Origin of the sequence: Martinezella lusitana, assembly GCF_010668395.1 — a bacterium.
GTDB classification, from domain to species: Bacteria; Pseudomonadota; Alphaproteobacteria; order Rhizobiales; family Rhizobiaceae; genus Rhizobium; species Rhizobium lusitanum_A.
Genome location: NZ_WUEY01000001.1, coordinates 13,262 through 37,267, shown reverse-complemented (window position 1 = coordinate 37,267; position 24,006 = coordinate 13,262). Strand labels below are relative to the sequence as shown.

General features: G+C 62.6%; 23 protein-coding genes. 13 read left to right on the top strand and 10 right to left on the bottom strand.

Annotated elements, in window-relative coordinates; genetic code table 11:
* Positions 1–5: 5 nt before the first annotated feature.
* Together GR212_RS00200 and thrC are read right to left on the bottom strand one after the other, a co-directional pair.
* On the bottom strand, positions 6–1,304 hold the full coding sequence (locus tag GR212_RS00200) for a M16 family metallopeptidase (RefSeq protein ID WP_163984454.1): 1,299 nt from the start codon (positions 1,302–1,304) through the stop codon (positions 6–8).
* A gap of 20 nt (positions 1,305–1,324) precedes the next feature.
* Positions 1,325–2,722, bottom strand: a complete 1,398-nt coding sequence (gene thrC / locus GR212_RS00195; protein ID WP_163984453.1) for a threonine synthase — start codon at positions 2,720–2,722, stop codon at positions 1,325–1,327.
* Between the two features lie 313 nt (positions 2,723–3,035).
* Here thrC and GR212_RS00190 point away from each other — a divergent pair, with 313 nt between their 5' ends.
* Entirely contained in the window at positions 3,036–3,656 is a 621-nt protein-coding gene (locus GR212_RS00190; RefSeq protein WP_163984452.1) for a hypothetical protein, read from the top strand.
* A 220-nt stretch (positions 3,657–3,876) separates the two neighbouring features.
* Here the strand turns inward: GR212_RS00190 and GR212_RS00185 are convergent, their stop codons facing one another.
* Positions 3,877–4,569, bottom strand: a complete 693-nt coding sequence (locus GR212_RS00185) for an HAD family hydrolase (RefSeq protein WP_163984451.1) — start codon at positions 4,567–4,569, stop codon at positions 3,877–3,879.
* Between the two features lie 232 nt (positions 4,570–4,801).
* Here GR212_RS00185 and GR212_RS00180 point away from each other — a divergent pair, with 232 nt between their 5' ends.
* The 3 genes from GR212_RS00180 (at position 4,802) to GR212_RS00170 (ending at position 6,754) form a co-directional block, all read left to right on the top strand.
* Positions 4,802–5,470: a GntR family transcriptional regulator gene (locus GR212_RS00180; RefSeq protein WP_163984450.1), complete on the top strand. Its 669-nt coding sequence runs from the start codon at positions 4,802–4,804 to the stop codon at positions 5,468–5,470.
* Positions 5,471–5,741: 271 nt separating this feature from the next.
* Entirely contained in the window at positions 5,742–6,332 is a 591-nt protein-coding gene (locus GR212_RS00175) for a biotin transporter BioY (RefSeq protein WP_163984449.1), read from the top strand.
* Complete coding sequence (locus tag GR212_RS00170) at positions 6,329–6,754, top strand: DUF1284 domain-containing protein (RefSeq protein WP_163984448.1); 426 nt, start codon at positions 6,329–6,331, stop codon at positions 6,752–6,754. The genes GR212_RS00175 and GR212_RS00170 overlap by 4 nt, the downstream gene beginning before the upstream one ends.
* Here GR212_RS00170 and GR212_RS00165 read toward each other — a convergent pair.
* Positions 6,751–7,476 carry an ArsR/SmtB family transcription factor gene (locus GR212_RS00165; RefSeq protein ID WP_163984447.1) on the bottom strand — a complete coding sequence of 242 codons (726 nt, stop codon included), beginning with the start codon at positions 7,474–7,476 and terminating at the stop codon, positions 6,751–6,753. The genes GR212_RS00170 and GR212_RS00165 overlap by 4 nt on opposite strands.
* A 72-nt stretch (positions 7,477–7,548) precedes the next feature.
* On the opposite strand from GR212_RS00165, the gene GR212_RS00160 reads away from it, so the two are divergent.
* From GR212_RS00160 to GR212_RS00150, 3 genes are all read left to right on the top strand, one after another.
* Positions 7,549–7,878 carry an NIPSNAP family protein gene (locus GR212_RS00160; RefSeq protein WP_163984446.1) on the top strand — a complete coding sequence of 110 codons (330 nt, stop codon included), beginning with the start codon at positions 7,549–7,551 and terminating at the stop codon, positions 7,876–7,878.
* Positions 7,875–8,240: an antibiotic biosynthesis monooxygenase family protein gene (locus GR212_RS00155; RefSeq protein WP_163984445.1), complete on the top strand. Its 366-nt coding sequence runs from the start codon at positions 7,875–7,877 to the stop codon at positions 8,238–8,240. Before GR212_RS00160 ends, GR212_RS00155 begins: the two co-directional genes overlap by 4 nt.
* A 139-nt stretch (positions 8,241–8,379) precedes the next feature.
* On the top strand, positions 8,380–9,510 hold the full coding sequence (locus GR212_RS00150; RefSeq protein WP_163984444.1) for a site-specific DNA-methyltransferase: 1,131 nt from the start codon (positions 8,380–8,382) through the stop codon (positions 9,508–9,510).
* A gap of 129 nt (positions 9,511–9,639) precedes the next feature.
* Here the strand turns inward: GR212_RS00150 and GR212_RS00145 are convergent, their stop codons facing one another.
* From GR212_RS00145 to mutY, 3 genes are read right to left on the bottom strand one after another with little or no spacing between them, the layout of a single operon-like run.
* Positions 9,640–10,005: a nuclear transport factor 2 family protein gene (locus GR212_RS00145; RefSeq protein WP_112796605.1), complete on the bottom strand. Its 366-nt coding sequence runs from the start codon at positions 10,003–10,005 to the stop codon at positions 9,640–9,642.
* Positions 10,006–10,009: 4 nt separating this feature from the next.
* On the bottom strand, positions 10,010–10,624 hold the full coding sequence (locus GR212_RS00140) for an HAD family hydrolase (RefSeq protein WP_163984443.1): 615 nt from the start codon (positions 10,622–10,624) through the stop codon (positions 10,010–10,012).
* A 22-nt stretch (positions 10,625–10,646) separates the two neighbouring features.
* A complete protein-coding gene (mutY, locus tag GR212_RS00135) occupies positions 10,647–11,735 on the bottom strand; it encodes an A/G-specific adenine glycosylase (protein ID WP_163985140.1) in 1,089 nt (362 codons plus the stop codon).
* A 96-nt stretch (positions 11,736–11,831) separates the two neighbouring features.
* Here mutY and GR212_RS00130 point away from each other — a divergent pair, with 96 nt between their 5' ends.
* The 5 genes from GR212_RS00130 (at position 11,832) to ppdK (ending at position 21,087) form a co-directional block, all read left to right on the top strand.
* Complete coding sequence (locus GR212_RS00130; RefSeq protein WP_163984442.1) at positions 11,832–12,326, top strand: DUF721 domain-containing protein; 495 nt, start codon at positions 11,832–11,834, stop codon at positions 12,324–12,326.
* A gap of 167 nt (positions 12,327–12,493) precedes the next feature.
* Positions 12,494–13,183 (top strand): DsbA family protein, encoded by a 690-nt coding sequence (locus GR212_RS00125; RefSeq protein WP_163984441.1) that lies wholly within the window; start codon positions 12,494–12,496, stop codon positions 13,181–13,183.
* A gap of 144 nt (positions 13,184–13,327) precedes the next feature.
* Positions 13,328–16,789 carry a chromosome segregation protein SMC gene (gene smc / locus GR212_RS00120; RefSeq protein ID WP_163984440.1) on the top strand — a complete coding sequence of 1,154 codons (3,462 nt, stop codon included), beginning with the start codon at positions 13,328–13,330 and terminating at the stop codon, positions 16,787–16,789.
* A gap of 136 nt (positions 16,790–16,925) precedes the next feature.
* Positions 16,926–18,251, top strand: coding sequence for a hemolysin family protein (locus tag GR212_RS00115; protein WP_163984439.1), 1,326 nt, complete (start codon positions 16,926–16,928; stop codon positions 18,249–18,251).
* A 169-nt stretch (positions 18,252–18,420) separates the two neighbouring features.
* Complete coding sequence (gene ppdK, locus GR212_RS00110) at positions 18,421–21,087, top strand: pyruvate, phosphate dikinase (protein ID WP_163984438.1); 2,667 nt, start codon at positions 18,421–18,423, stop codon at positions 21,085–21,087.
* Positions 21,088–21,098: 11 nt separating this feature from the next.
* Here ppdK and GR212_RS00105 read toward each other — a convergent pair whose 3' ends face one another.
* Positions 21,099–21,380 (bottom strand): hypothetical protein, encoded by a 282-nt coding sequence (locus tag GR212_RS00105; protein ID WP_163984437.1) that lies wholly within the window; start codon positions 21,378–21,380, stop codon positions 21,099–21,101.
* 92 nt (positions 21,381–21,472) lie between these two features.
* Positions 21,473–21,889 (bottom strand): hypothetical protein, encoded by a 417-nt coding sequence (locus tag GR212_RS00100; RefSeq protein WP_348643432.1) that lies wholly within the window; start codon positions 21,887–21,889, stop codon positions 21,473–21,475.
* A gap of 241 nt (positions 21,890–22,130) precedes the next feature.
* Here GR212_RS00100 and GR212_RS00095 point away from each other — a divergent pair, with 241 nt between their 5' ends.
* Positions 22,131–23,063 (top strand): DUF1499 domain-containing protein, encoded by a 933-nt coding sequence (locus tag GR212_RS00095; protein WP_163984435.1) that lies wholly within the window; start codon positions 22,131–22,133, stop codon positions 23,061–23,063.
* 32 nt (positions 23,064–23,095) lie between these two features.
* Here the strand turns inward: GR212_RS00095 and GR212_RS00090 are convergent, their stop codons facing one another.
* Positions 23,096–24,004: an MBL fold metallo-hydrolase gene (locus GR212_RS00090; RefSeq protein WP_163984434.1), complete on the bottom strand. Its 909-nt coding sequence runs from the start codon at positions 24,002–24,004 to the stop codon at positions 23,096–23,098.
* Positions 24,005–24,006: the final 2 nt, after the last annotated feature.

Genomic DNA, 24,006 nt, shown 5'->3' with positions numbered 1-24,006 from the left:
TGCCCTTAGCCGCTAGCGCTTCTGGAAGCAGGTGCCGGCGACGACAGCGACGTGACGATGTCTTCCATCGGCGCGAGCTGCTCCAGCGGCCCGATCGCCGAAAGCGTCGGTACTGTATCGAAGAACAGCCGGCCGGCAAGATCCGTCAGACGGTCGATCGTGATGCCTTCCAGGCGTTCCAGCATCTCCTGGTTCGGGATGGGGCGACCATAAAGCATCATCTGCCGGGCAACCTGGCCAGCGCGAGCGGCCGGGCTTTCCTGGCCCATCAGCAGCTGCGCGCGGATCTGGGCGCGGGCGCGCTCGATTTCCTGTTGCTGGATGTCATGGGACGACTTGCGAAGCTCGTCGATGATGACAGGCAGCAATTCCGGCAGGTTCTCTCCGCCGGTCGCGGCATGGATGCCGAAGATGCCGGTGTCGGAAAAGCCCCAGTGAAAGGCATAGACCGAATAACAGAGGCCGCGGAACTCGCGAACTTCCTGGAACAGGCGCGAGGACATGCCGCCGCCAAGGATATTGGCGAGGATCTGCGAGCAGTAGAAATCGCGGGTATGATAGGCCCGGCCTTCGAAGCCGAGCAGGATCTGCGCATCCATCAGGTCGCGCGTTTCCCGGATGTTGCCGCCGATATAGCGGGCAGGCTCGATAACGGGCGGAGCGGACGGTTTCGTCGGCAGGCTGGAAAAGCGCTCCTCGACCTGACGCACGAAACTCTCGTGATCGACCGCGCCGGCCGCGACGACGAACATGCGGTCGGTCGTGTAGTTGCGTCCGAGATAGTGGCGGATCTGTTCCGGCGAAAAGGAGACGACCGTTTCCGGCGTGCCGAGAATGGCGCGGCCGAGTGTCTGGCCGCGATAGGCGACCTCGGAAAACTTGTCGAAGACGACGTCGTCGGGCGTGTCGTTCGCCGCATTGATTTCCTGCAGGATGACCTGCTTTTCACGCGCCAGTTCTTCTTCGTCGAAGGCGGACTCCGTCAGGATGTCGGCAAGGATATCGACGGCAAGCGGCACATGATCCTTCAGCACGCGGGCATAATAGGAGGTGGTTTCGGTCGAGGTGGCGGCGTTGACTTCGCCGCCGACATTCTCGATTTCCTCGGCGATCTGCCGCGCCGAGCGCCGCGCCGTGCCCTTGAACGCCATATGCTCGAGCAGATGCGCGATACCGTGTTCCGCTTCGGTCTCGTTACGCGAACCCGACTTGATCCAAACGCCGAGCGCCACGCTTTCGAGGTGTGGCATCGATTGGGTCGCTACTGTCAGCCCGGACGCTAGCCGGGTGCACTCCACTGTCATCGCCTGTCTTTCCGCGTCTGTCATTCGCCGGCCCGGGTATGCTTGCCGATAAAGCTTTCAACGGCTTTAAGTTCCGGATCGAGAATGTCGAAACGCTCCTCCCTGGTCGTCAGACCAGCAAGCCACGTCGGAAGCGCCGGGTCAATACCGGATGCGGATTTTACTGCGGCGGGGAATTTTGCGGGATGCGCGGTGGCCAGCGTCACCATCGGGCTTGTCGGCCGCTCGTTCTTCCCGGCGACGAAGACGCCGATCGCCGTATGCGGATCGAGCAGATAGCCCGTATCGGCGAGGGTCTTGCGGATGGTTTCGGCTACCTGCTTCTCGCTGGCGCGGCCGGCGCGGAAGTCCTTCTTGATGAACTTCAGGGCTTCCTCGCTGATCGAAAATCCGTTCGACTGCTTCAGGCCCTCCATGGCGGCGCGCACCTTTGATGCATCGCGGCCGTTGGCTTCGAACAGCAGCCGCTCGAAGTTGGAGGAGATCTGGATATCCATCGATGGCGAGGTCGTCGCCGTGACCGAGCGCATTTCATAGCGGCCGGTCTTCAGGGCGCGCGCAAGGATATCATTTTCGTTGGTGGCAATGACCAGCCTCTCGATCGGCAGGCCCATGCGCTTGGCGACATAGCCGGCGAAAATATCGCCGAAATTGCCTGTGGGCACGGTGAAGGAGATTTTCCGGTCCGGGCCGCCGAGCGCAACTGATGTCGTGAAGTAATAGACCACCTGCGCCATGATTCGCGCCCAGTTGATGGAGTTGACGCCGGAAAGCCTGACCTTGTCGCGGAACGGGGCATCATTGAACATGGCTTTGACGAGGTTCTGGCAATCGTCGAAATTGCCCCTGACCGCCAGCGCATGGACGTTGGACGCGGTCGAGGTCGTCATCTGCCGCTGCTGTACCGGCGAGACCTTTTCATGCGGGAAGAAAATGAAGATGTCGGTGCGCTCGCGGCCGGCGAAGGCGTCGATCGCAGCGCCGCCGGTATCGCCTGACGTGGCGCCGACGATGGTCGCGCGCTGGCCGCGCTTCTCCAGCGCGTAGTCCATCAGCCGTGCCAGCAGCTGCATGGCGACGTCCTTGAAGGCGAGCGTCGTGCCGTGGAAAAGCTCCATGACGAAGCTGTTCGGACCGGTCTGGACCAGCGGCGCCACGGCAGGGTGCCGGAAGGTGGCGTAGGCATCGTCGATCATGCCGCGGAAGACGTCCGCCGGGATCTCGCCATTGGTGAAGGGCGACAGAACCGCGAAGGCGACGTCCTGATAGCTCTTGCCGCGAAAGGCGCGGATTTCCTTTTTCGACAGCGTCGGCCATTCACGGGGAACATAAAGCCCGCCATCACGAGCAAGGCCGGCCAGGAGGGCGTCGCAGAAGCCAAGGGCAGGGGCTTCTCCCCGCGTTGAAATGTAGTCCACGGTCTAGAATTCCTTTGGTCGCAAAATTGCCTGAGTGATCGATTGAGAGGGTAGAGGAACGAAACGACGGCGGCCTGTCTTTTTGCGTCGGATCAGCCGCGTGGTTTTCGCGTTTGCGCAAGGCGCGTGGGATCGGCGCCGAGTGGCGACTGTTTGTGGCAATCTGTCGATCTCGAAAAGTGAGCCAAAACGGTGTCTACCCAATCGATTTTTCGCTGCGTCGCTGGTATAGACCATCGCCAAGTGTCATAAAAGGCCCGTCTGACAGGCTGCAGGCCGATAATGTGAAATATATGGAGAGGGTGGAATTATAGTGTTTGGCAGGGTTTCGCGTCGTCTTTTCTCCGCTTCGCTTCTGGCATTGCTGACCGGCTGCAGTACTCTCGGTATCGGTGGCAACAACGACAAGCAGCCGGCAACGGACGTAACCGTTGCGCCGCAGGCCGGGGCTCCGAGTGCCGCTCCGACCGGTGGCCAGGTCTATGTCGCGGGCAAATGCCCGCAGGCTGTTATCCGCGATGAAGACTCGGTCTATCGCCTCTACGCCAAGGGCGCCAAGGATGATCCAACCCAGCTGACCTATCAGGCCTCGCTCGCTCAGGCGACCCGCCAGTGCACGACGGACGGCACCAGCCTCGGCATTCATGTCGTGGCGCAGGGACGTCTGGTCGCCGGCCCGATGGGCAGTTCCGGCAAGGTGACGCTGCCGATCCATGTCGCTGTCATGGACAATGACAACGCCCTCTACAGCAAGACCATCAACTACACGGCCGAAATTCCGCCGGGCGAGACCACGACGCAGTTCCTCTTTACCGATGACGATATCCAGGTTGCCGGCGGCTCCGGCGGCTTCACCATCGTCCAGATCGGTTTCGAGCAGGCTCCGCAGAAGCCCGCCAAGGGCGAAAAGCCGGCGCGCAAGAAGCGTCACTGAGATGTTCTCGTCGCGGGTCGCCCGGATGGCGGCGCGCGATACCGTCTGGTGCAGTGCATAAAGAAAAGGCCCCGCCGATCGGTGGGGCCTTTTCTTTTGGTCGGTGGTGGAATCCGCCCTGGAGCAATTTCAGGAAAAGTGCGTCGCGGCTTTCCATTCGCAATTCCATGGGAGCAGCGACCGGGAGTCGCTAAGCGATTCCATGAGCCGCTTAACGGCTCTAAAGAACGCCGTCCCATTCTGCGAGTGCCATGACGACGCCGGGCAGATCGGCCATGCGGCTGACGACAGTCTCGGCGCCGGCATCGGTCAGCCGGTCGGCGTGGGAAGGATAGGTGTGCGATGCGCCGGTGAAGCCGACGACGCGCATGCCTGCGGCCCGCGCCGCCTGGACGCCGTGAACCGAATCCTCGACGACGATCGTGTTGGCCGGGCTGACATTCATCTGCTGGGCGCCGTGCAGGAAGATATCCGGCTTGGGCTTCACCCGGTCGGCGCCGAGATCCTTGGCGGAGTAGATATGCGGTGCGAACAATTGCTTATAGCCGACCTTCGACAGCATCATGTCGAGGCGCGCTGAGCTGGAATTCGAACAGATGCAACGCGGCATCGGCAGTCGCGACAGCGCAAGCGGGATGCCCGATATCGCCTGAACCTCATTGGCAAGCTTGAGATCGAGCAGCTTTTCCGACTTGTCGAGCAGGGAGGCGGAGAGCGGGATGCTCGCCTCGCGCTCGACTTCGAACAGGATGTTGCGCCAGGTCATGCCGGCGAAGCGCTCGCCCATTTCCTCGGCGCTGATCGGGTAGCCCGCATCGGTCAGCAATTTTGATTCGACCTGTGCCGCGATGATTTCGGAATCGACCAGAACGCCGTCGCAGTCGAAGATGATGAGGTCGAAGCCATTGCTCATAAGAATTTTCTGCCTTTGATGTGGCTGGGTTCGGCACGCTCCAGGAAACCATCGGTGTTTCGGGAGAGGCTCTGAAAAATGACCGCCGGGCTTTACACGATATGACGGCAAAGCTCAACCAATTGGCGGACATGGCTGGAGTGCAGTGAGCGAAAGGGTCGAAATGCTCAAAAGATATCATCGGCATCGCTTGTTGCTCGACATCGGGCGGGGCCGCCTTTAAGGATCGGCCATGGCCAAGGAGCGCGACGACACCATTGCCAGCCGTATCAGCCGGGTGCTTGCCGACCGCATCATCCGCGGCGAGATCGCGCCCGATGCCCGCCTGCGGCAGGATCACATCGCCGAGGAATTCGGCACCAGCCATGTGCCCGTGCGCGAAGCGTTCCGGCGGCTGGAGGCGCAGGGCCTTGCGATCAACCTGCCGCGCCGCGGCGTTCGCGTCGCCTCTTTCGATCTCAAGGAAGTCCGCGAAGTCGCGGAAATGCGGGCGGCCCTCGAGAGCCTCGCGTTGAAGCACGCCGCGCCGCATTTGACCGCAGCCATTCTGGACGAGGCCGAGCAGGCGACCCGCGACGGCGATGCTGCCGCGGACGTCCACGCCTGGGAGGAGGCCAATCGCCGCTTCCACCGTCTGATCCTGGCGCCCTGCGGCATGGCGCGTCTGCTGGCCGCCATCGATGATCTGCATGCGGTGAGCGCCCGCTTTCTTTTCTCGGCGTGGCAATCCGGCTGGGAGAAACGTACGGATCACGACCACCGCGCCATTCTGGCCGCACTGCGCCAGGGCCGGGCCGACGAGGCTGCCGCGATCCTGCAGAAACATGTGCAATGGATCGGCCGCGCCCCCGTGCGCACGCCCTCCGGCTCGACGCGCGAAGCCTTCGCGATCGTCGGCTGAAATTATAGATAATTCTTAAAATGTATTGCCGGCTTCGTTTTCGAAAGCGAATCCTTTCGCTTTCTGATCGCCTTTTCTCGACCCTCTACGGCTCGAATTCGTCGCCTGAGTTTAAGGTCGGCGTGCTTCTCCTATTTTAAGATTCCTTGTTTCCCAATAGCTTCGCGCGTTTCAGCGGAATTTCATCCGCCCGCCACTTGCCTGATTTTGCGATCTCCATCATAAAATAGATGAGACTGAAAAATTATCTATAATTTGAAAAGGAGAGCCCATGTCCCTGTTGCAGCATCACGATGAAGCCGCTTTCGATCCCCTGCGTCTCGGGCAGCGATCGCTGGTCGTCAAGGCCGCCTTCGTTCTTGCGGGAACGCTGGTGCTGGCGCTTGCGTCGCAGATCTCGGTGCCGATGGTGCCCGTGCCGATCACCATGCAGACCTTCGCCATCACCATGATCGGCGCGCTCTATGGCTGGCGCCTTGGTGCAGTCACCGTTCTCGCCTGGCTGGGCGAAGCCGCGGTCGGCTTTCCGGTGCTGGCCGGCGGAGCCGGTGGTATCGTGCCTTTCATGGGCCCGACCGCAGGGTATCTGGCATCCTTCCCGATCATCGCCGCCCTTGTCGGCTGGCTCGCCGAGCGCGGCTGGAGCGGCAATCGCGTCGTGCGCAGCTTCCTTGCGCATCTCTCGGCCAACATTCTTTGCCTTGCGATTGGCGGAGCCTGGCTGGCAGCGCTACTCGGCGCGGAAAAGGGTTGGCTCTTCGGCGTGGCGCCCTTCATCCTCGGTGGGGTGCTGAAATCGGCCCTGGCCGCTGCGGTGCTGAAGACCGTCGAGGTCTATGGCGGCAAGGCGCGCCTGAATTGACCGTCAGGCTTCGTGCCCATCATCTGCTCTGCATGCTGACCTTCGTCGGTGAAGGCTATACACCCGCCTTCACCGAGAATTATCGCCGCATCGCCGAGCGACTGTCGAAAGGGGAGGAGATCAGGCTGGTCTCCGGCCCCGACGATATCTGCGCTCCGCTCCTGAAGGGGGAGGAGCCGCACTGCTTCAAGGCCTCCGTCATCGAACGGGATGCGGCAGCGCTTGCCGATGTGGCGGCCCTGCTGGGCGAAGAGATCGGCCCCGGTGCCGTCCTGGTGCCGGACGCAAGGTTGCTCTCCAAGCTGCGCCGGAATTTCGCCGATGGCGATATTCGCCACGCCTGCCGTGGCTGCGAATGGGGCGAACTTTGCGGCCGCATCGCCGCCAGCAATTTCAGCGGCGTCCTGATCTCGGCGGCCTAAAGCTTTTCGTCCAGCTCAAGCTGCGGGTTGCCGTCGCCAAGTTCGAGCGGAAAGAGCGTCAGAAAGCGGCGCTCGCCCTCGGGGGTGAAGAAGATCGAGCGGCTGTTTTCGGTGCGCCGTGCCCAGCCCTTTTCGAAGAAGTTCGAAAGCAGGGCCTTGCCGAGGCTGCCGGCCAGATGCGCCCGTCGCTCGCTCCAATCCAGGCAGGATCGGCAAAGCGGGCGGCGGTTGGAGCGCAGCCCGGAAACATCGATGCCGATCGATCCGAGTTGTTTTTCTCCATGGGCCGTCAGGCTCAAACCCTCTCCCACGACTGAAATCGAACCCGCCTCTATCAGGCTGTCGAGCATGCGCACGCCGTAGTCGCCGGCCAAGTGGTCGTAGCAGATGCGCGCCTTGCGCAGCGCCGGTTCCTTCGGGCCGGGACGATGGCGCAGATGTCCGCGGCTTGCGGCAAAACCCATGATCCCTTCCAGCAGCTTGCCGACGCGGTCGTCGGCCAGCGTGAAATAGCGATGGCGACCCTGCTTGCGTTGCGCGAGCAGGCCGCCCGCCTCGAGCTTGGCCAAATGGGCGCTTGCCGTCTGCAGCGTCACGCCTGCCGCCGCCGCCAGCTCGGTTGCCGTCAACGCGCGGCCGCCCATCAGCGCCGTCAGCATGTTCGCCCGTGCGGGATCGCCGATCAGCGAGCCGATCTGCGCTATGTCTGGGCCTTCCTTCATACTTCGATCGTAACCGAAGCATCTCCGTTCGGCAATGTGCGAAAACATCGTCATCAGCAAAGGAGAAAGCCAATGATCACCTGTTTCATCCGCTATCGGATCGATCCCTTCAAGCAGGAAGCCTTCGCCGAATATGGCAAGGCCTGGGGTCAGATCATCCCGCGCAACGGCGCGGATCTTATCGGCTATTTCGCGCCGCACGAGGGCTCGCTGACGACGGCTTACGGCATTTACAACATCGAGAACCTGGCCGCCTACGAAGCCTATCGCAAAAGCCTGGCTGCCGATCCGCTCGCGCAGGCCAATCACGATTTCTCCCGCAAGGAGCGTTTCATCCTGCAGGAGGATCGCATTTTCCTGAAAAACATATCCCTGCCGCATGCTCCGGGGATATCGCCATGATCGCGGTCATCTTCGAAGTCGTTCCCCATCCGGATGAGCGCCAGCACTATCTCGACATTGCCGCAAGGCTGCGCTCCGAGCTTGAAGCGATCGACGGCTTCGTCTCCATCGAGCGCTTCGAGAGCCTCAGCCAGCCGGGCAAGATCCTGTCGCTTTCCTTCTGGAGCGACGAGGCCGCAGTTCTCGAATGGCGAAACCGCGAAGCCCACCGCGCCGCGCAGAAAGCGGGCCGGAAGACGGTATTTGCCGACTATCGGCTGCGTGTGGCGGAGGTCCTTCGCGACTACGGAATGAATGAACGCGCCGAAGCGCCTGACGACAGTCACGCGGTCCACGATATCCAGGGAAATTCAGCGCGATAGCGCCGCCCAACGCGCCGTGAATTCCCGGGACCTTCTCGGGAATTCGGAAAATATGACGCCGCTTTAGTCTTTGGTAACCAAGTTAGGTAACCATAACACGCAGTTAAGAGCACCGAGTAAGTGTAACAGCGAGTATCACATGGCGTCAGTTTTCCCGCTTGCCGACCTCAGGACCTCCGCAGTTCCGGGTTCCTGGATCGACACGATCATCAAGGGCGATTGCGTGGCCGCTCTTGAGGCACTGCCCAATCAATCCGTCGACGTCATCTTCGCCGACCCGCCGTACAATCTTCAGCTTGGCGGCACGCTTCATCGTCCCGACCAGTCGCTGGTCGACGCCGTCGATGACGAGTGGGACCAGTTCGCCTCCTTCGAAGCCTACGATGCTTTCACCCGCGCCTGGCTGCTCGCCTGCCGCCGCGTGCTGAAGCCGACCGGCACGATCTGGGTTATCGGCTCCTATCACAACATCTTCCGCGTCGGCGCGACTATGCAGGATCTGAACTTCTGGATCCTCAACGACATCGTCTGGCGCAAGACCAATCCGATGCCGAATTTCAAGGGCCGCCGCTTCCAGAACGCGCATGAGACGATGATCTGGGCGAGCCCGAATGCCAAGGCCAAGGGTTACACCTTCAACTACGACGCCATGAAAGCCGCCAATGACGACGTGCAGATGCGCTCCGACTGGCTGTTTCCGATCTGCAACGGCAATGAGCGGCTGAAGGGCGACGACGGCAAGAAAGTGCATCCGACGCAGAAGCCGGAAGCCCTGCTTGCCCGCGTCATCATGGCCTCGTCCAAGCCGGGCGACATCATTCTCGATCCCTTCTTCGGTTCGGGCACGACGGGCGCCGTCGCCAAGCGCCTCGGCCGTCACTTCGTCGGCATCGAGCGCGAGCAGGACTATATCGATGCGGCCAGCGCCCGCATTGCCGCCGTCGAGCCGCTTGGCAAGGCGGAACTGACCGTGATGACCGGCAAGAAGGCCGAGGTTCGCGTCGCGTTCAACGTGCTGATCGAAAGCGGCCTCATCAAGCCGGGCCAGGTGCTGACGGATGCGAAGCGCCGCTATAGCGCCATCGTGCGCGCCGACGGCACGGTTGCCTCCGGCGGCGAGGCCGGCTCCATTCATCGCCTTGGCGCGAAGGTGCAGGGCCTTGATGCATGCAATGGATGGATGTTCTGGCACTTCGACGACGGCCGTTCCCTGCGTCCGATCGATGAGCTCAGGGCCATCATCCGCAGCGATCTGGCGAAGGTGGAGTAGGTCTCCACCACGTCCCGCGATATCCGCCTTCTTCCGTCGTGTACCTCCAGTTAGGGAAGAAGGTGAAACGCCCAGGGCCTTGCCGGACGAGATCCGGCGAGGCCCTGGGCGTCTTGTCAGCTCGAGATCTCAGAAGTCCTGATAGTCCGTGACGTCGACGCGTACGACGCGGCCGTCTTCATCGAACGTAATCGTCTCCTCGCCTTCGCGAATCAGCGGCTTGCCCGTCTTGCTGTTGGTGGCGCGCACGGACCAGACGGCCCGGCCCGAAAGCGGCGTCAGAGTCTCCACCAGGGAATTGGACGCAGTCTGGTCGGGATAGGTATCGAAGTAGCCGCGGAAGGCCTCCATGATCGCCGCGCGGCCGGCAAGACTGCCGACGCCGTTGGAGACGTAGGTGGCATTCTCGGCGAAGAAGTTCTCGATCGCCTCGTAATCGAGACGATTGATGGCGTCGTGAAACAGATCGATGCGCTCTGCGGGATCGAAGATCATTGGCTCAAACCTTTATGCCATGGGCGGCGAGATCGCTGCGCAGCTTCTCGGCGCCGGTGAAGTGAACTGCATGCCAGCCGGCAGCCCGCGCGCCTTCGACGTTCGGATAGGAATCGTCGATGAAGATCGTCGCGGCCGGATCGAGGTCGAAGCTCCTGGCGTGGGTGTCGTAGATTGCTACATCCGGCTTGATCAGGCCGACATCGCCCGAAACGGTCACGCCGCGCGGCTTCTTGAGGAACGGATAGCGCGCCTGCGCCTCGCGAAACGTGTCGGAGGCGAAATTGGTCAGCATGGTCACGTCGCGGCCCTCGTCGATCAGCTGTTCCAGAATGGAGACGCTGTCTTCATAGGCGTGCGGAACCATCTCGTGCCAATACTGGCGGAAGGCGCGGATATGCTCTTCACGCTGCGGATGGTCGGCGATCAGCAGCGCTTCGGCATCTTCCCAGGTGCGGCCGCGATCCTGTTCGATGTTCCAGTCGTGGGTGCAGACATTGGTGAAGAACCATTCGCGCTCGGCATCGTCCGGAATGATGCGGCTGTAGGGAATGTTCGGATCGTAATGAATAAGAACCTTGCCGATATCGAAAACGATATGCCGTATTTCCGTCGTCATGAATGGATTCCTGATTTCTGCTCTAAACGCGTTTTGCGAACGCATTGGGAATAGCCTGAGCGATCGCTTTTTTCATGACTGTCGGCAAGGCCTGCTCTTCAAGATTTGTAACCGGCGCCCACCATCCGTCATGGTTGTCCTTCTCCGTGACCGACTTGGCACGCCAGATCGACAGTCGCAATTCGAAATGCGTGAAGACATGCGTCACCGTGCCTGCCGGCTGCCAATCGGCCGGGAAGGGGGCTGCCTCGATACCGGTGTCGCCGTCGACGCGCGCCGTCCATCCCGTCGTCGGCACTTCCGTCATGCCGCCGAGAAGGCCGCTTTCGATGCGACGGCGCAGGAAGATTTCGCCTTCGTCATTGACGGCAACGAAGGCCGCTCCCTGGCGCACCGGCTTTTCCTTCTTGGCGGCTTTGACCGGGAAATGTTCGGGATCGTGCCCCGCCAGCGCCTGACAGGCGCCGTTGAAGGGACAGAGCGAACAGACCGGACGCCTCGGCGTGCAGATCGTCGCGCCGAGATCCATCATCGCCTGAGCGAAATCGCCCGGCCGGTCGGCCGGCGTCAGCTGGGCCACCTTCTGCTTCATCAGCGGCTTGGCGGCGGGCAAGGGCGCCGAAATCGCATAAAGGCGGGAAATGACACGCTCCACATTGCCGTCCATCACTGCCGCCTGGCGATTGAATGCGATGGCAGCGACCGCAGCGGCGGTGTAATCGCCGATGCCGGGCAACGCCCGCAAGCCGTCCTCCGTATCGGGAAAGCGCCCGCCATGGTCGGCCGCAACCGCTTCGGCGCATTTCTTGAGATTGCGGGCGCGGGCGTAGTAGCCGAGCCCGGCCCACGCCACCATGACGTCTTCGTTCGCCGCGGCCGCGAGATCGCCGACCGTCGGCCAGCGCTCCAGGAATTTCGCGAAATAGGATTTGACCGCCGGCACGGTCGTCTGCTGCAGCATCACCTCCGACAGCCAGACGCGATAGGGGTCCGGCATGACGCCGCGCGCGGCCATGGGCGGCGAGACGCGCCAGGGCAGGTCGCGGTGGTGGCGATCGTACCAGGCAAGCAGCAACGCGGCCGTGGGAAATTCTAAAGTCGTCGTCATGATTTGCCGCATTGAGGGGAAGTGCACTATACTTTGGCCAAGCTGCGTCGGGCGATCAAGGTGCCGACGGTATAAAGCCTGTGCAGAGACCTGGATGAAATGAGTTATCCCCGAAAAGGCGAGCGTCAGATTTCCGAGCTGACCAATAGCATCGTCGATCCGGTCCTGGCGAAGCGCGCCGGTATCAACACGACGCTGCTCGGCTGCTGGGACGAGATTGCCGGCGAGGACTTTGCCGACTGCACGCGGCCGGAAAAGATCGCCTGGGCCAGGCGAAGCGGCCACGGCATGGATGATCGGTTTCAGCCGGGCGTGCTGACCATCGCCTGCGAGGGCGCCCGCGCCCTCTTTCTCACCCATGCTCAGGGCGAGTTGATCCAGCGCATCAACAGCTTCTTCGGCTTTTATGCCGTCAACCAGATCCGCATCGTGCAGAAGCCGGTTTCCGTCGCATCCAAACGCTCCCGCACGCCGCCGCCGCTGAAGGGCGAGGCGGCGCGCAAGCTTGCGGGCATGATGGAAGGTATCGAGGACGAGAAGATCAGGGCCGCCGTTCACCGTTTGGGCACCGCAATGGCCTGGAAGCGGCGCTAGGAGCAGGCTGAACCGCCGGTTTCGTGGATTGTGGATGGAATTTAAGTTGTCTGTCTTTCCCAGGTCACAATTCTTTGAAGAAAGTTTGCCAACCGTGCCTTGTTAGCGGCAAGCAGCCGTTATATCGCATGAAACATTCGAAGATCTCTTTAACGACGGGTGACTCTATGCCGATGTCCGACATGCTCTTGACCAAGCGCCACCTGCTGGGCGGTTCTGCCGTTGCAGCTCTTTCCGTGGCGTTCTCTGCCTTTGCCGACACCGCATCCGCCGCTTCAGCAGAAGACGAAGTGCCGCCGGCGGACGGCGACGTCAACATGACGGACGTGCTGAAGCCCGGTCCGCTGCCGGAAATCGCACTCGGCAAGCAGGATGCGCCCGTCAAGATCGTCGAATACATGTCCCTGACCTGCCCGCATTGCGCGCATTTCGCGGTGACGACCTTCGACACGATCAAGCAGAAGTATGTCGACACCGGCAAGGTTCTCTTCATCATCCGCGAATTCCCGTTCGATCCGCGCGCAGCCGCAGCCTTCATGCTGGCCCGTTGCGCCCCGCAGGAGCAATACCTGCCGATGGTCGAAATGCTGTTCAAGCAGCAGATCGCCTGGGCCTCGCCTGACGTCGATGGCCGCGCCGCACTGCTTCAGATGTCGAAACTCGCTGGTTTTACTGAGGATAGCTTCACGAAATGCTTGACGAACCAGAAGCTTCTGGATGATGTCAACTCCGTACGTGAACGCGCAGCCAAGGATTTCGGCGTCAATGCAACGCCGACCTTCCTCATCAATGGCAAGCGCTATGCAGGGGACATGTCTGTTGGTGCCATGTCGAAGCTTATCGACAGCCTGCTCTGACCCGCGCCTTTTTTCATCACAGGCGGGCGGCCGGGGTCGCGCGCCTGTGATCGTCTCTCCTGAATACAAGTCCGGAGCGGTCACGCTCGCGATGCCGGCATTGTCGACGGCCTTCTCCTTTCGGGGGAGAAGAGGGCATCGCCTATGAAATTCAATAGACTGAGACTTGTCGGCTTCAAATCCTTCGTCGAACCGGCAGAATTCGTCATCGAGCGCGGTCTGACCGGCGTCGTCGGGCCGAACGGCTGCGGCAAGTCCAATCTTGTCGAAGCGCTGCGCTGGGTGATGGGCGAGAATTCCTACAAGAACATGCGCGCCTCCGGCATGGACGACGTGATCTTTTCCGGATCCGGCAATCGCCCCGCGCGCAACACTGCCGAAGTCGGGCTTTACCTCGACAATAGCGACCGCACCGCGCCTGCCGCCTTCAACGACAGCGACGAAATCCAGGTCACGCGCCGCATCGAGCGCGAACAGGGTTCCGTCTATCGCATCAACGGCAAGGAAGCGCGCGCCAAGGATGTGCAGCTGCTGTTCGCGGATGCCTCCACCGGCGCCCGTTCGCCCTCCATGGTCGGGCAGGGACGCATCGGCGAACTCATTCAGGCAAAGCCCCAGGCAAGGCGCCAACTGCTGGAAGAGGCGGCAGGCATTTCCGGCCTGCATTCGCGCCGGCATGAGGCGGAACTGCGCCTTCGCGCCGCCGAAGGCAATCTCGAGCGGCTGGACGATGTGACGTCGCAGCTCGAAAGCCAGATCGAGAGCCTGAAGCGTCAGGCGCGGCAGGCCAACCGTTTCAAGATGCTCTCGGCCGATATCCGTGCCCGTGAAGCCATGCTGCTGCATATCCGCTGGGTGCAGGCCAAGGAAGCCGAAGTCGAGGCCGATAGCGCGCTCAACCAGGCAACCGTGCTGGTCGCGGAAAAGGCGCAGATCCAGATGGAGGCGGCCAAGGCGCAGGGCATCGCCAGTTTCAAGCTGCCCGAGCTGCGGGATGACGAAGCGAAGGCGGCGGCGGCGCTGCAGCGCCTGCAGTTCGCCCGCAACCAGCTGGAAGAGGATGTCAATCGCATCCTGCGCCGTCGCGACGAGCTGACCCGCCGGCTGGTGCAACTGGCCGAGGATATCAGCCGCGAGGAGCGCCTTGTCGCCGACAATGCCTCTATCCTCGACAGGCTGGACGCCGAAGAGGCCGATCTCGCCGATATCCTCGCCGACTCCGGTCGGCTTGCCGAGGAGACGCGTGTCGCCTTCGAGGAAGCGGCCGCCAAGCTCGCCGACAGCGAGCGCATATTTACGGCCCTGACGGCCGAACGCGCCGAGGCCGCCGCTGCCCGTAATCAGCTGGAGCGCGCCATCCGCGATCTTGCCGATCGCAAGATGAGGCTGGAACGCCAGGCCGACGAAGCGAACCGCGAGCTTGCCGCCATCGACGAAAAGATGGCCGATCTGCCCGATCCCGGCGAAAAGCGCGACATGGTCGAGGCGGCGGAAAACGTCGTCGCGGATGCGGAAGGCGAGATCCAGAGTGTGGAAGCGGTTCTTGCCAAGGCACGCGAAACCGAGGCGCTGTCGCGCGGACCGGTCGAGCAGGCGCGCGCGGGCCTGAACGCGCTCGAAACCGAGGCACGGACCATTTCGAAGATGCTGGCGGCGGGCGATACGTCCGGCGCCTTTTCGCCCGTTGCCGAGGAGCTGCGCGTCGACCGCGGCTTCGAGACCGCGCTTGGCGCAGCACTTGGCGACGATCTGGAATCCTCGCTTAATTCCGAGGCGCCGGTTTACTGGTCCGACAATGGCAGCGGTGCCAACGACCCGGCCCTGCCGGAAGGTGCGGCACCCTTGATTACCCATGTCGGCGCGCCGGCAGCACTGACGCGTCGCCTGCGCCAGATCGGTATTGTTTCCGCTGAACATGCGTTGCGGCTGATGCCGGAGTTGAAGCCGGGGCAACGGCTGGTGACCAGGGATGGCGCGATGTTCCGCTGGGATGGTCATGTGACCGGGGCGGATGCGCCGAGTGCCGCTGCCTTGCGGCTCGCCCAGAAGAACCGTCTCTCCGAGCTGGAAGCCGAAGCTGAGCTTGCTCGCGACGTGCTGATGGAGGCCGAAGAGCGCCTTTCGGCCGCCGCCGACGCGATCCGGAGCGAAGAAGGCCGTTTGGCCGCCGCCCGCGACGCCAGCCGTGTTGCGGCTCGTCATCTGGCCGAGGCGCGTGAAGCGCTTGCTGCTGCGGAGCGCGCCTCCGGCGATCTCATCCGCCGCCGCGACGTGATCGTCGAGGCGGTTAGCCGGTTGCGGGAGCAGTTGGAAGATGTGGCGATGCAGGACGAGAATGCCCGCATCGAGCTGGAAGACGCACCGGATCTGTCAGCCATCGACCTGAAGCTGCGCGACCAGCAGGTGGAGGTCGCGACGGATCGCGGCGCCCTTGCCGAAGCGCGCGCCAGCCATGAGGGCCTGAATCGGGAAAACGAGGCGCGGCAGCGCCGCCTCCTGGCGATCCGGCAGGAGCGCGACACATGGCGCCAGCGCGCGGCCAGTGCCGAGGAGCATATCCAGACGCTGCGCGACCGCGAAGAGGAAGCCCGCGAAGAGGCTGCCGAGCTCGATCTCGCCCCCGATGAATTCGACGACAAGCGCCGCGCATTGATGAACGAGCTGCAGAAGGCCGAGGATGCCCGCCGCGTGGCGGCCGATCGTCTTGCCGAAGCGGAAGTCGTTCAGCGCGAGGCCGATCGCCATGCCGCGACGGCGCTCTCCGAACTCGCCGAAAGCCGCGAGAAGCGCGGCCGCGTCGAGGAACGGCTGGTGTCCGCGCGCGAGCGTCGGCAGGAGAGCGAACTGCGCATTCGCCAGACCCTCAATGTCGAGCCGCATGAGGCCATGCGCCTGACCGGGCTATCGGCTATGCAAAACGTGCCGGACCTGCGCGAGGTCGAGCGCGAGCTGGAACGGCTCAGGATCGAGCGCGAGCGTCTCGGCGCCGTCAACCTGCGCGCCGAGGAGGAGAGCAAGGAGCTGACGGAGCGGCTACAAGCGCTGATCAAGGAGCGCGACGACGTCATCGACGCCATCAGGAAGCTGCGCGGCGCGATCCAGAGCCTCAACCGCGAGGGCCGCGAACGCCTCATCGTCGCTTTCGACATCGTCAACGCGCAGTTCCAGCGGCTGTTCACGCATCTTTTCGGCGGCGGCACGGCCGAGCTCCAGCTCATCGAATCCGACGATCCGCTGGAGGCGGGCCTGGAAATTCTCGCCCGTCCGCCGGGCAAGAAGCCGCAGACCATGACGCTGCTTTCGGGCGGCGAGCAGGCGTTGACGGCCATGGCGCTGATCTTCGCCGTGTTCCTCACCAATCCCGCGCCGATCTGCGTTCTGGACGAAGTGGATGCGCCGCTCGACGACCACAATGTCGAGCGCTATTGCAATCTCATGGACGAGATGGCCGCTTCCACCGAGACCCGCTTCGTGGTCATCACCCACAATCCGATCACCATGGCCCGCATGAACCGCCTCTTTGGCGTGACCATGGCGGAGCAGGGCGTATCGCAGCTCGTGTCCGTCGATCTGCAGACCGCCGAACGGCTGCGCGAAATCGCCTGAGAGCGCTCGCGCAAAGTTGAGAAAACTGTTCTCGTTTCGACAAGAAATTGCTGTCTCGCCTGCCGCACATCACTAAAGCGTGCTAGCTTCGTCTTTCGATCAACAACGAGGGCGCTGATCCGCCCGGAAGGGAAGTATGTCTGACTCGACTGGCAGTATTTTCGATTTTCTCGGAATACTTGCCGTATTGCTGCTCGTCGTCGCGAACGGTTTCTTCGTTGCGGCCGAGTTCTCTCTGGTTTCCGTTCGCCGCAGCCGCGTGACGGAGCTCGTTTCCGAAGGGCGAATGAACGCCAAGGCGCTGCAGAAGGCCGTCGACAATCTCGATGCCAATCTGGCGGCCACGCAGCTCGGCATCACCATTTCCTCGCTGGCCCTCGGTTGGGTCGGCGAACCCGCACTGGCCCATCTGCTGGAGCCGCTGCTCGATTTTCTCCCTGGAACCTGGGCCTCGGCCGGATCGCATGCGATCGCCGTCGCCATTTCCTTCGTCATCATCACGGCGCTGCATATCGTCCTTGGCGAGCTTGCGCCGAAGAGCCTGGCCTTGCAGCGCAGCGAAGGCACCGCGCTCGGCGTGGTGCGGCCGCTCGGCCTGTTCCTCTTCCTGCTGCGCCCGGCGATCACCGTGCTCAACGGCCTTGGCAATCTCGTCCTGCGCCTTTTCGGCCTGCGCCCGGGTGCCGGCGAAGGTTCCCTGCATTCGCCGGCGGAGATCAAGCTCCTGATCGCCGAAAGCCAGGAGGCGGGCCTGCTCGAACAGGCCCAGCAGGATCTGGTCGAGCGTGTTTTCAATATCGGCGACCGCGATGTTTCGGACATCATGACGCCGCGACTTGAGGTCGAGTGGATCGACGCCGAGGATCCGCCGGAAGAAATGCAGAAGACCATCCGCGAAAGCCGCTTCGAGCAACTTCTCGTCGGGCGCGGATCGATCGACGAGCCGATCGGCATGATCCTGAAGAAGGATCTTCTTGATCAGCTTCTGAATGGCGGGCCGCTGGACCCGATGGCCGTCATCCGCCAGCCGCTGGTCGTCCATGAGTCCACCGCTGTCTTCAAGGTGCTTGAGAACTTCAAGCGCGCACCCGTTCGTCTCGCCATGGTCATCGACGAATATGGCAGCCTGGAAGGCATCGTCACGCAGACCGACTTGCTGGAAGCGATCGCCGGCGATCTGCCCGACATGGAAAACGAGGCGCCCGATGTCGTCGAGCGTGCCGACGGATCGTTGCTGATGGAAGGCATGATGCCGGTCTATGACGCCTTCGCGCGGCTGGGGCTGCGTGTGGGCGAGGAGGACGTCAATTTCCACACGCTCGCCGGCTTTGCCCTCTACCAGCTCGGCCATCTGCCGGAAGTGGGCGAAAGCTTCTCCTTCGGCGGCTGGCATTTCGAGATCATCGATCTCGACGGCATGCGGATCGACAAGATTCTGGCCCAGCGCGAGCCGCCAGCCTAGCCGTCAGTTGCCATGAATGACCCGGATGTGTCCCGGTTTTTTGATCAATCGATTGAAACCGGGAAGCTTCGGGTCATATTTATTGTGCAGCGCAACATTTTGCCGTATTTGTCGATTTTCATTTGTGCCTCAATGAATTAAGTTCAACCGGAGGAGTTGGGCGGAGACAATGACGAATTGGGTTTATACATTCGGTGACGGCAAGGCCGAGGGAGGCGCCGGAGATTTCGAGCGGTTGGGCGGCAAGGGCGCAAACCTTGCCGAAATGTGCAATCTTGGATTGCCGGTCCCGCCGGGGCTGACCATCGTCAGCGATGTCTGCGCTTTCTACTACAAGAACAGCCGCAAGTTCCCCGATGAGCTGAAACCGCAGGTCATGCAGGGTCTGCAGCGGATGGAAGCCATTACCGGCCGCAGGTTCGGCGATACCGAGCGGCCGCTGCTGGTGTCCGTGCGCTCGGGCGGCCGCGCCTCGATGCCGGGCATGATGGATACGGTTCTCAATCTCGGTCTCAACGATGCCACCGTACAGGCGCTCGGCCACGATGCCGGGGATGCCCGTTTTGCCTGGGACAGCTATCGCCGCTTCATCCAGATGTATGCCGATGTCGTAATGGGTCTCGACAATGAGGTCTTCGAGGAGATTCTGGAGGATGAGAAGGCGCGGTTCGGCCATGAGTTCGACACCGACCTGACAGCCGTCGAATGGCAGCACGTCGTCTCGATCTACAAGACCGTCATCGAGGAGGAGCTGGGCGAAGCCTTCCCGCAGGAGCCGGAAGTTCAGCTCTGGGGTGCCGTCGGCGCGGTCTTTTCCAGCTGGATGAACGCGCGCGCCGTCACCTACCGCCAATTGCACAACATTCCCGAAGCATGGGGAACCGCCGTCAATATCCAGGCGATGGTTTTCGGCAATCTCGGCAATTCCTCGGCCACCGGCGTCGCCTTCACGCGCAACCCCTCCACCGGCGAAAAGGAGCTTTACGGCGAATTCCTTGTCAATGCGCAAGGGGAGGATGTCGTTGCCGGCATCCGCACGCCGCAAAGCATCACGGAAGTCGCCCGCATTGCCTCCGGCTATGACAAGCCGTCGATGGAAAAGCTGATGCCCGAGGCCTTTGCCGAGTTTAAGGGGATCTGCGCGCAGCTGGAGGCGCATTATCGCGATGTTCAGGATCTGGAATTCACCATCGAGCGCGGCAAGCTCTGGATGCTGCAGACCCGCAACGGCAAGCGGACCACGAAGGCGGCGATGAAGATAGCCGTCGATATGGTCGACGAGGGCTTGATTACCGAGGACGAGGCGGTTTCCCGCATCGACCCGACGACATTGGACCAGCTGCTGCACCCGACCATCGACCCGCGCGTCCGCCGCGAGGTCATCGGCTCCGGTCTTCCGGCATCGCCGGGCGCTGCCACCGGCGAGATCGTTTTCACGGCGGAAGAGGCGATCGTTGCCGAGGAGGAGGGCCGCAAGGCGATCCTCGTGCGGATCGAGACGAGCCCGGAAGATATTCACGGCATGCATGCCGCCGAAGCGATTCTCACCACCCGCGGCGGCATGACCAGCCACGCGGCCGTGGTTGCCCGCGGCATGGGCATCCCCTGCGTCGTCGGCGCCGGCACCATGCGCATCGATATGCGCAATGAAAAGCTGATCGGCATCGGCATCACCCTGACGAAGGGCGATATCGTCACGATCGATGGATCCACTGGCCAGGTTCTGAAAGGCGAGGTGCCGATGATTCAGCCGGAGCTGTCGGGCGATTTCGGGCGCATCATGGCCTGGGCCGACCGTTCGCGGCGCATGACGGTGCGCACCAATGCCGATACGCCGGCCGATGCGCGCGCGGCCCGCTCCTTCGGCGCCGAAGGCATCGGCCTTTGCCGCACCGAGCACATGTTCTTCGAAGGCGATCGCATTCATGTGATGCGCGAGATGATCCTTGCCGAAGACGAGACCGGCCGGCGTGCCGCCCTTGCCAAGCTCATGCCGATGCAGCGGCTCGATTTCACCGGTCTGTTCACCATCATGCACGGCCTGCCGGTTACGATCCGCCTGCTCGATCCGCCGCTTCACGAATTCCTGCCGAAGACGGATGAGGAGATCGCCGAAGTGGCCGGCATCATGGGCATGGAACCCTCCGTCCTGCGCCAAAGGGTCGACGCGCTGCATGAGTTCAATCCCATGCTTGGCCATCGCGGCTGCCGTCTGGCGATTTCCTATCCGGAGATCGTCGAAATGCAGGCCCGTGCGATTTTCGAGGCGGCGGTCCTTGCCGCGCGTGAGACCGGGGCTGCCGTCGTGCCCGAGATCATGGTGCCGCTTGTCGGCCTGCGTTCCGAGCTGGACTACGTGAAAGCCCGCATCGACGAAGTGGCGCGTGCGGTCATGACCGAAGCCAGGATGAAGATCGATTATCTCGTCGGCACGATGATCGAGCTGCCGCGAGCCGCATTGCGCGCGCACATCATCGCCGAGGCTGCCGAGTTCTTCTCCTTCGGCACGAACGACCTGACCCAGACCACGTTCGGCATGTCGCGCGACGATGCCGCCGCCTTCATCCCGACCTATCAGCGCAAGGGCATCATCGAGCACGATCCCTTCATATCGCTCGATTTCGACGGGGTGGGAGAGCTCATTCGCATTGCGTCCGAACGCGGCCGCCGCACGCGCAACGACATGAAGCTCGGCATTTGCGGTGAGCATGGCGGCGATCCCGCTTCCATTCATTTCTGCGAGGATATCGGGCTGGACTACGTGTCCTGCTCACCCTTCCGCGTGCCGATCGCGCGGCTTGCCGCGGCGCAGGCTGCCATCAAGGGAAGAGCCTGATTCCCTGGGGATCAGCGGCGCCAATAGCCGCGATGATAGTAATATCCGGGCCCGCCGACCACGACCGTCGGCCCCCAGAAGAAATCATCGTTGCTTTCCATGAAGGCACGCTGGTCCGCGCGCCGGCTAAGATCCTGATTCATCAGGCAATTGGCAAAATTCTCCGTACCGTGCCGGAAGCCGTAGCTGCTGCACCTCGCCTCGTCGGCCGCGCGGATTTCTTCCGCCGTCTGGCAGGAGGAGAGTACGAGCGTGATGGCGAGGAGGGATAAGACGGAAGCGGCGATACGCATGACGTGATGTCCTGAATGCAGATGTGCAGGCACGAATTATAGCGCCGCGCCGGATGGCGCGAAAGGCGTATCAGCGCCGCAGGCCGGTTTCCTTACGCAGCTTCCTTCGGCTTTGCCGGCAGGCGCTGCAGCAGATCGACGAAGGCGTCGGCGAAGCGCAGCAGATGCTCGGTGTCTTCGTCCGGTTGCAGCAGCCGGATTTCCGCGCCGTCGCCGTCCAGCGCCGCAAAGAGCGTGCGCATCGTCGCATCCCCTTCGGGAATCCGGATGACCGCCAGCCTGCGGCAATCGGAGACAAGTCCCGCGGCCGGCAGATCGAACAGGAAATCGCCGCGCACGGCCGAAGCGGCGTTGCGCACGGCTTCGCAGAAGCCCGGCTCGCCGCCGGAAAAACCTTCGAGCGAGAGCTCCAGTTCCAGAAGTTCCAGCGGCAGAACCGGATCGACTGCATCGGTCGCGGCAATCGCCGCCCCCGGCAGCGGCTTGGCAGCGATGTCTCGGGAAACTATCGGTTCCATCCCATCAAGTCCTTTCACAGCCTCGATAAAACGCTGAAGAATGGCCTTTTTTGAGAATTTAAGCAAGTGCTCACGTTTTTGGTCTAGGCGTTACTGGTTTCAGCCCTGAAGAAACATTGCGCGTTGGTGTCGTGACATTCGATTTATTTTCGCCGTTTCTTGATCTACACATAACTCTCTTTCCGGGATTCGGTGCATCCGGCTTCCGATCCGACGCGCCGACGAGCCCTTGATGACCATTCGCTTCGACCGTCCCGTTTCACATGCCGCCCGCGCCGCGCGTTTGATCGCTTCCTTTGCCTTGGTGCTCTGCGGCGTGACGCTGATCGGCCATCGCTTCGGGCCGCTGGAAACGCCTTATTTCGTGCTGTTGCTGCTGATATCAGCCGGCTGCGCCGTCCTTGCGGTGGTGCTGGCGCTGCTCGGCCTCGTACAGCTCTGGCAAAGCGCCGCCATCGGCGGTGTCTCCGCCGTCAAGGCGCTCGTCTATGCCGCGCTGCCGCTCGCCATCTTCGCTTTCGGCGCCGAGCGCTACTGGACCCGGCCGCCGATCTACGAAATTTCGACCGATCTCAGCGATCCACCGGAGTGGCTGGCGACCCCGGACGTCAGGCAGATGTGGCTGCCGCCGCGCCATCTGGTGACGCAGCAGGAGCGCGAGGCGCAGTTCGATGCTTATCCCGCGCTCATCAGCCGTCGCTACGAAGGAGCGAGCGATCGCGTGCTGGAGGCCGTGCGCAAGGTCGCGCGGGATTATCACATCAACATCGTCAAGGCCGATGGTGCCGATGTTGCCGATCCCAACGGCAATGTGAAGCCGAAACGACGCGGCCGCCCGCAGACCGTCAACCCGGCGCAGGACGACAGCGCCGTCGGCGATGTGCCCGATGTCATTCCCGTGCCGACGCCGCGCCCCTTCCGCGACGGGGTGGCGGACCTCATCCGCCAGAATACCGACGTGATTCTGCAGGGAGAGACGCGCACCCGCATCTTCGGCCTGCCGTGCGACCTGGTGATCCGTATCCGCGAGGAGGCGGAAACGACGCTGGTCGACATCCGTGTCTCCTCCCGCTACGGCCAGCACGATCTCGGCGTCAGTGCCGATCTGGCGGATAGCTATCTGAAGGCGCTGGATGCGGAGTTGCTCGGTATCGCCGGCGGCTAGTCGCTCCGGAAAGCGCGCGTAGTGCCACAGGCTCAGGCCGGGCGGTAGGCCCCCAGCAGCGCCGGCGGTCCATCGGTTACCACCTGACCCTTTTCCACCAGATCCTCCAGATGCGCCAGTACGGAAAGCGCGGCCGCTCCATGCAGGCGCGGGTCGGTATCGCGATAGATGGCCTTCACCATGTCGGGGATCAGCCGGTCTCCCGCCTTGATACGCTCCAGCACGGCGCGCTCGCGCATGCGGCGATGGGTTCTGAGGCCGCGCATGAAGGACGCGGGCTCCTTCACCGCCCCGCCATGGCCGGGCAGGAACAGCCGGTCCTCGCGGGCAAGAAGCCTCTCCAGCGAGGCCATGTAATCCGCCATCGATCCGTCCGGCGGTGCGACGATCGAGGTTGCCCAGGCCATGACATGATCGGCGGAGAAGACGATGCCCGTGCCGTCGAGCGCAAAGCAGGCATGGTTTGCCGTATGGCCTGGTGTCAGCAGCGCCGTCAGCTGCCAGCCGTCTCCGGAGACGCTTTCGCCGTCGGCGAGCACGATATCCGGCTGGAACTCCATGTCCGAGCTTTCGGCAAAGGGATTGACCTCGCCGTGGTAGAGCGGCCGGGCGGCACGATGCGGCCCTTCGCCGACAGTCAGCGCCCCCGTCGCCTCCTTCAGCCGTTTCGCCAGCGGCGAGTGGTCGCGATGGGTGTGGCTGACGAAGATATGCGTGACCTCGCGCCCCTTCAGCGCCGCCATCAGCGCGGCGAAATGCTCTTCATTCTCCGGACCGGGATCGATGACCGCCACGGAGGAGCCGCCGACGATATAGCTGTTGGTGCCGTGAAAGGTGAAGGCGCTGGGATTGTTGACCGTCATCCGCTCGATGCCGGGCGCCGTGGGGACGGCGCGGCCATAGGCGGGTTCGAAGGCAAGGTCGAAGTCGGGCGTGCTCATGA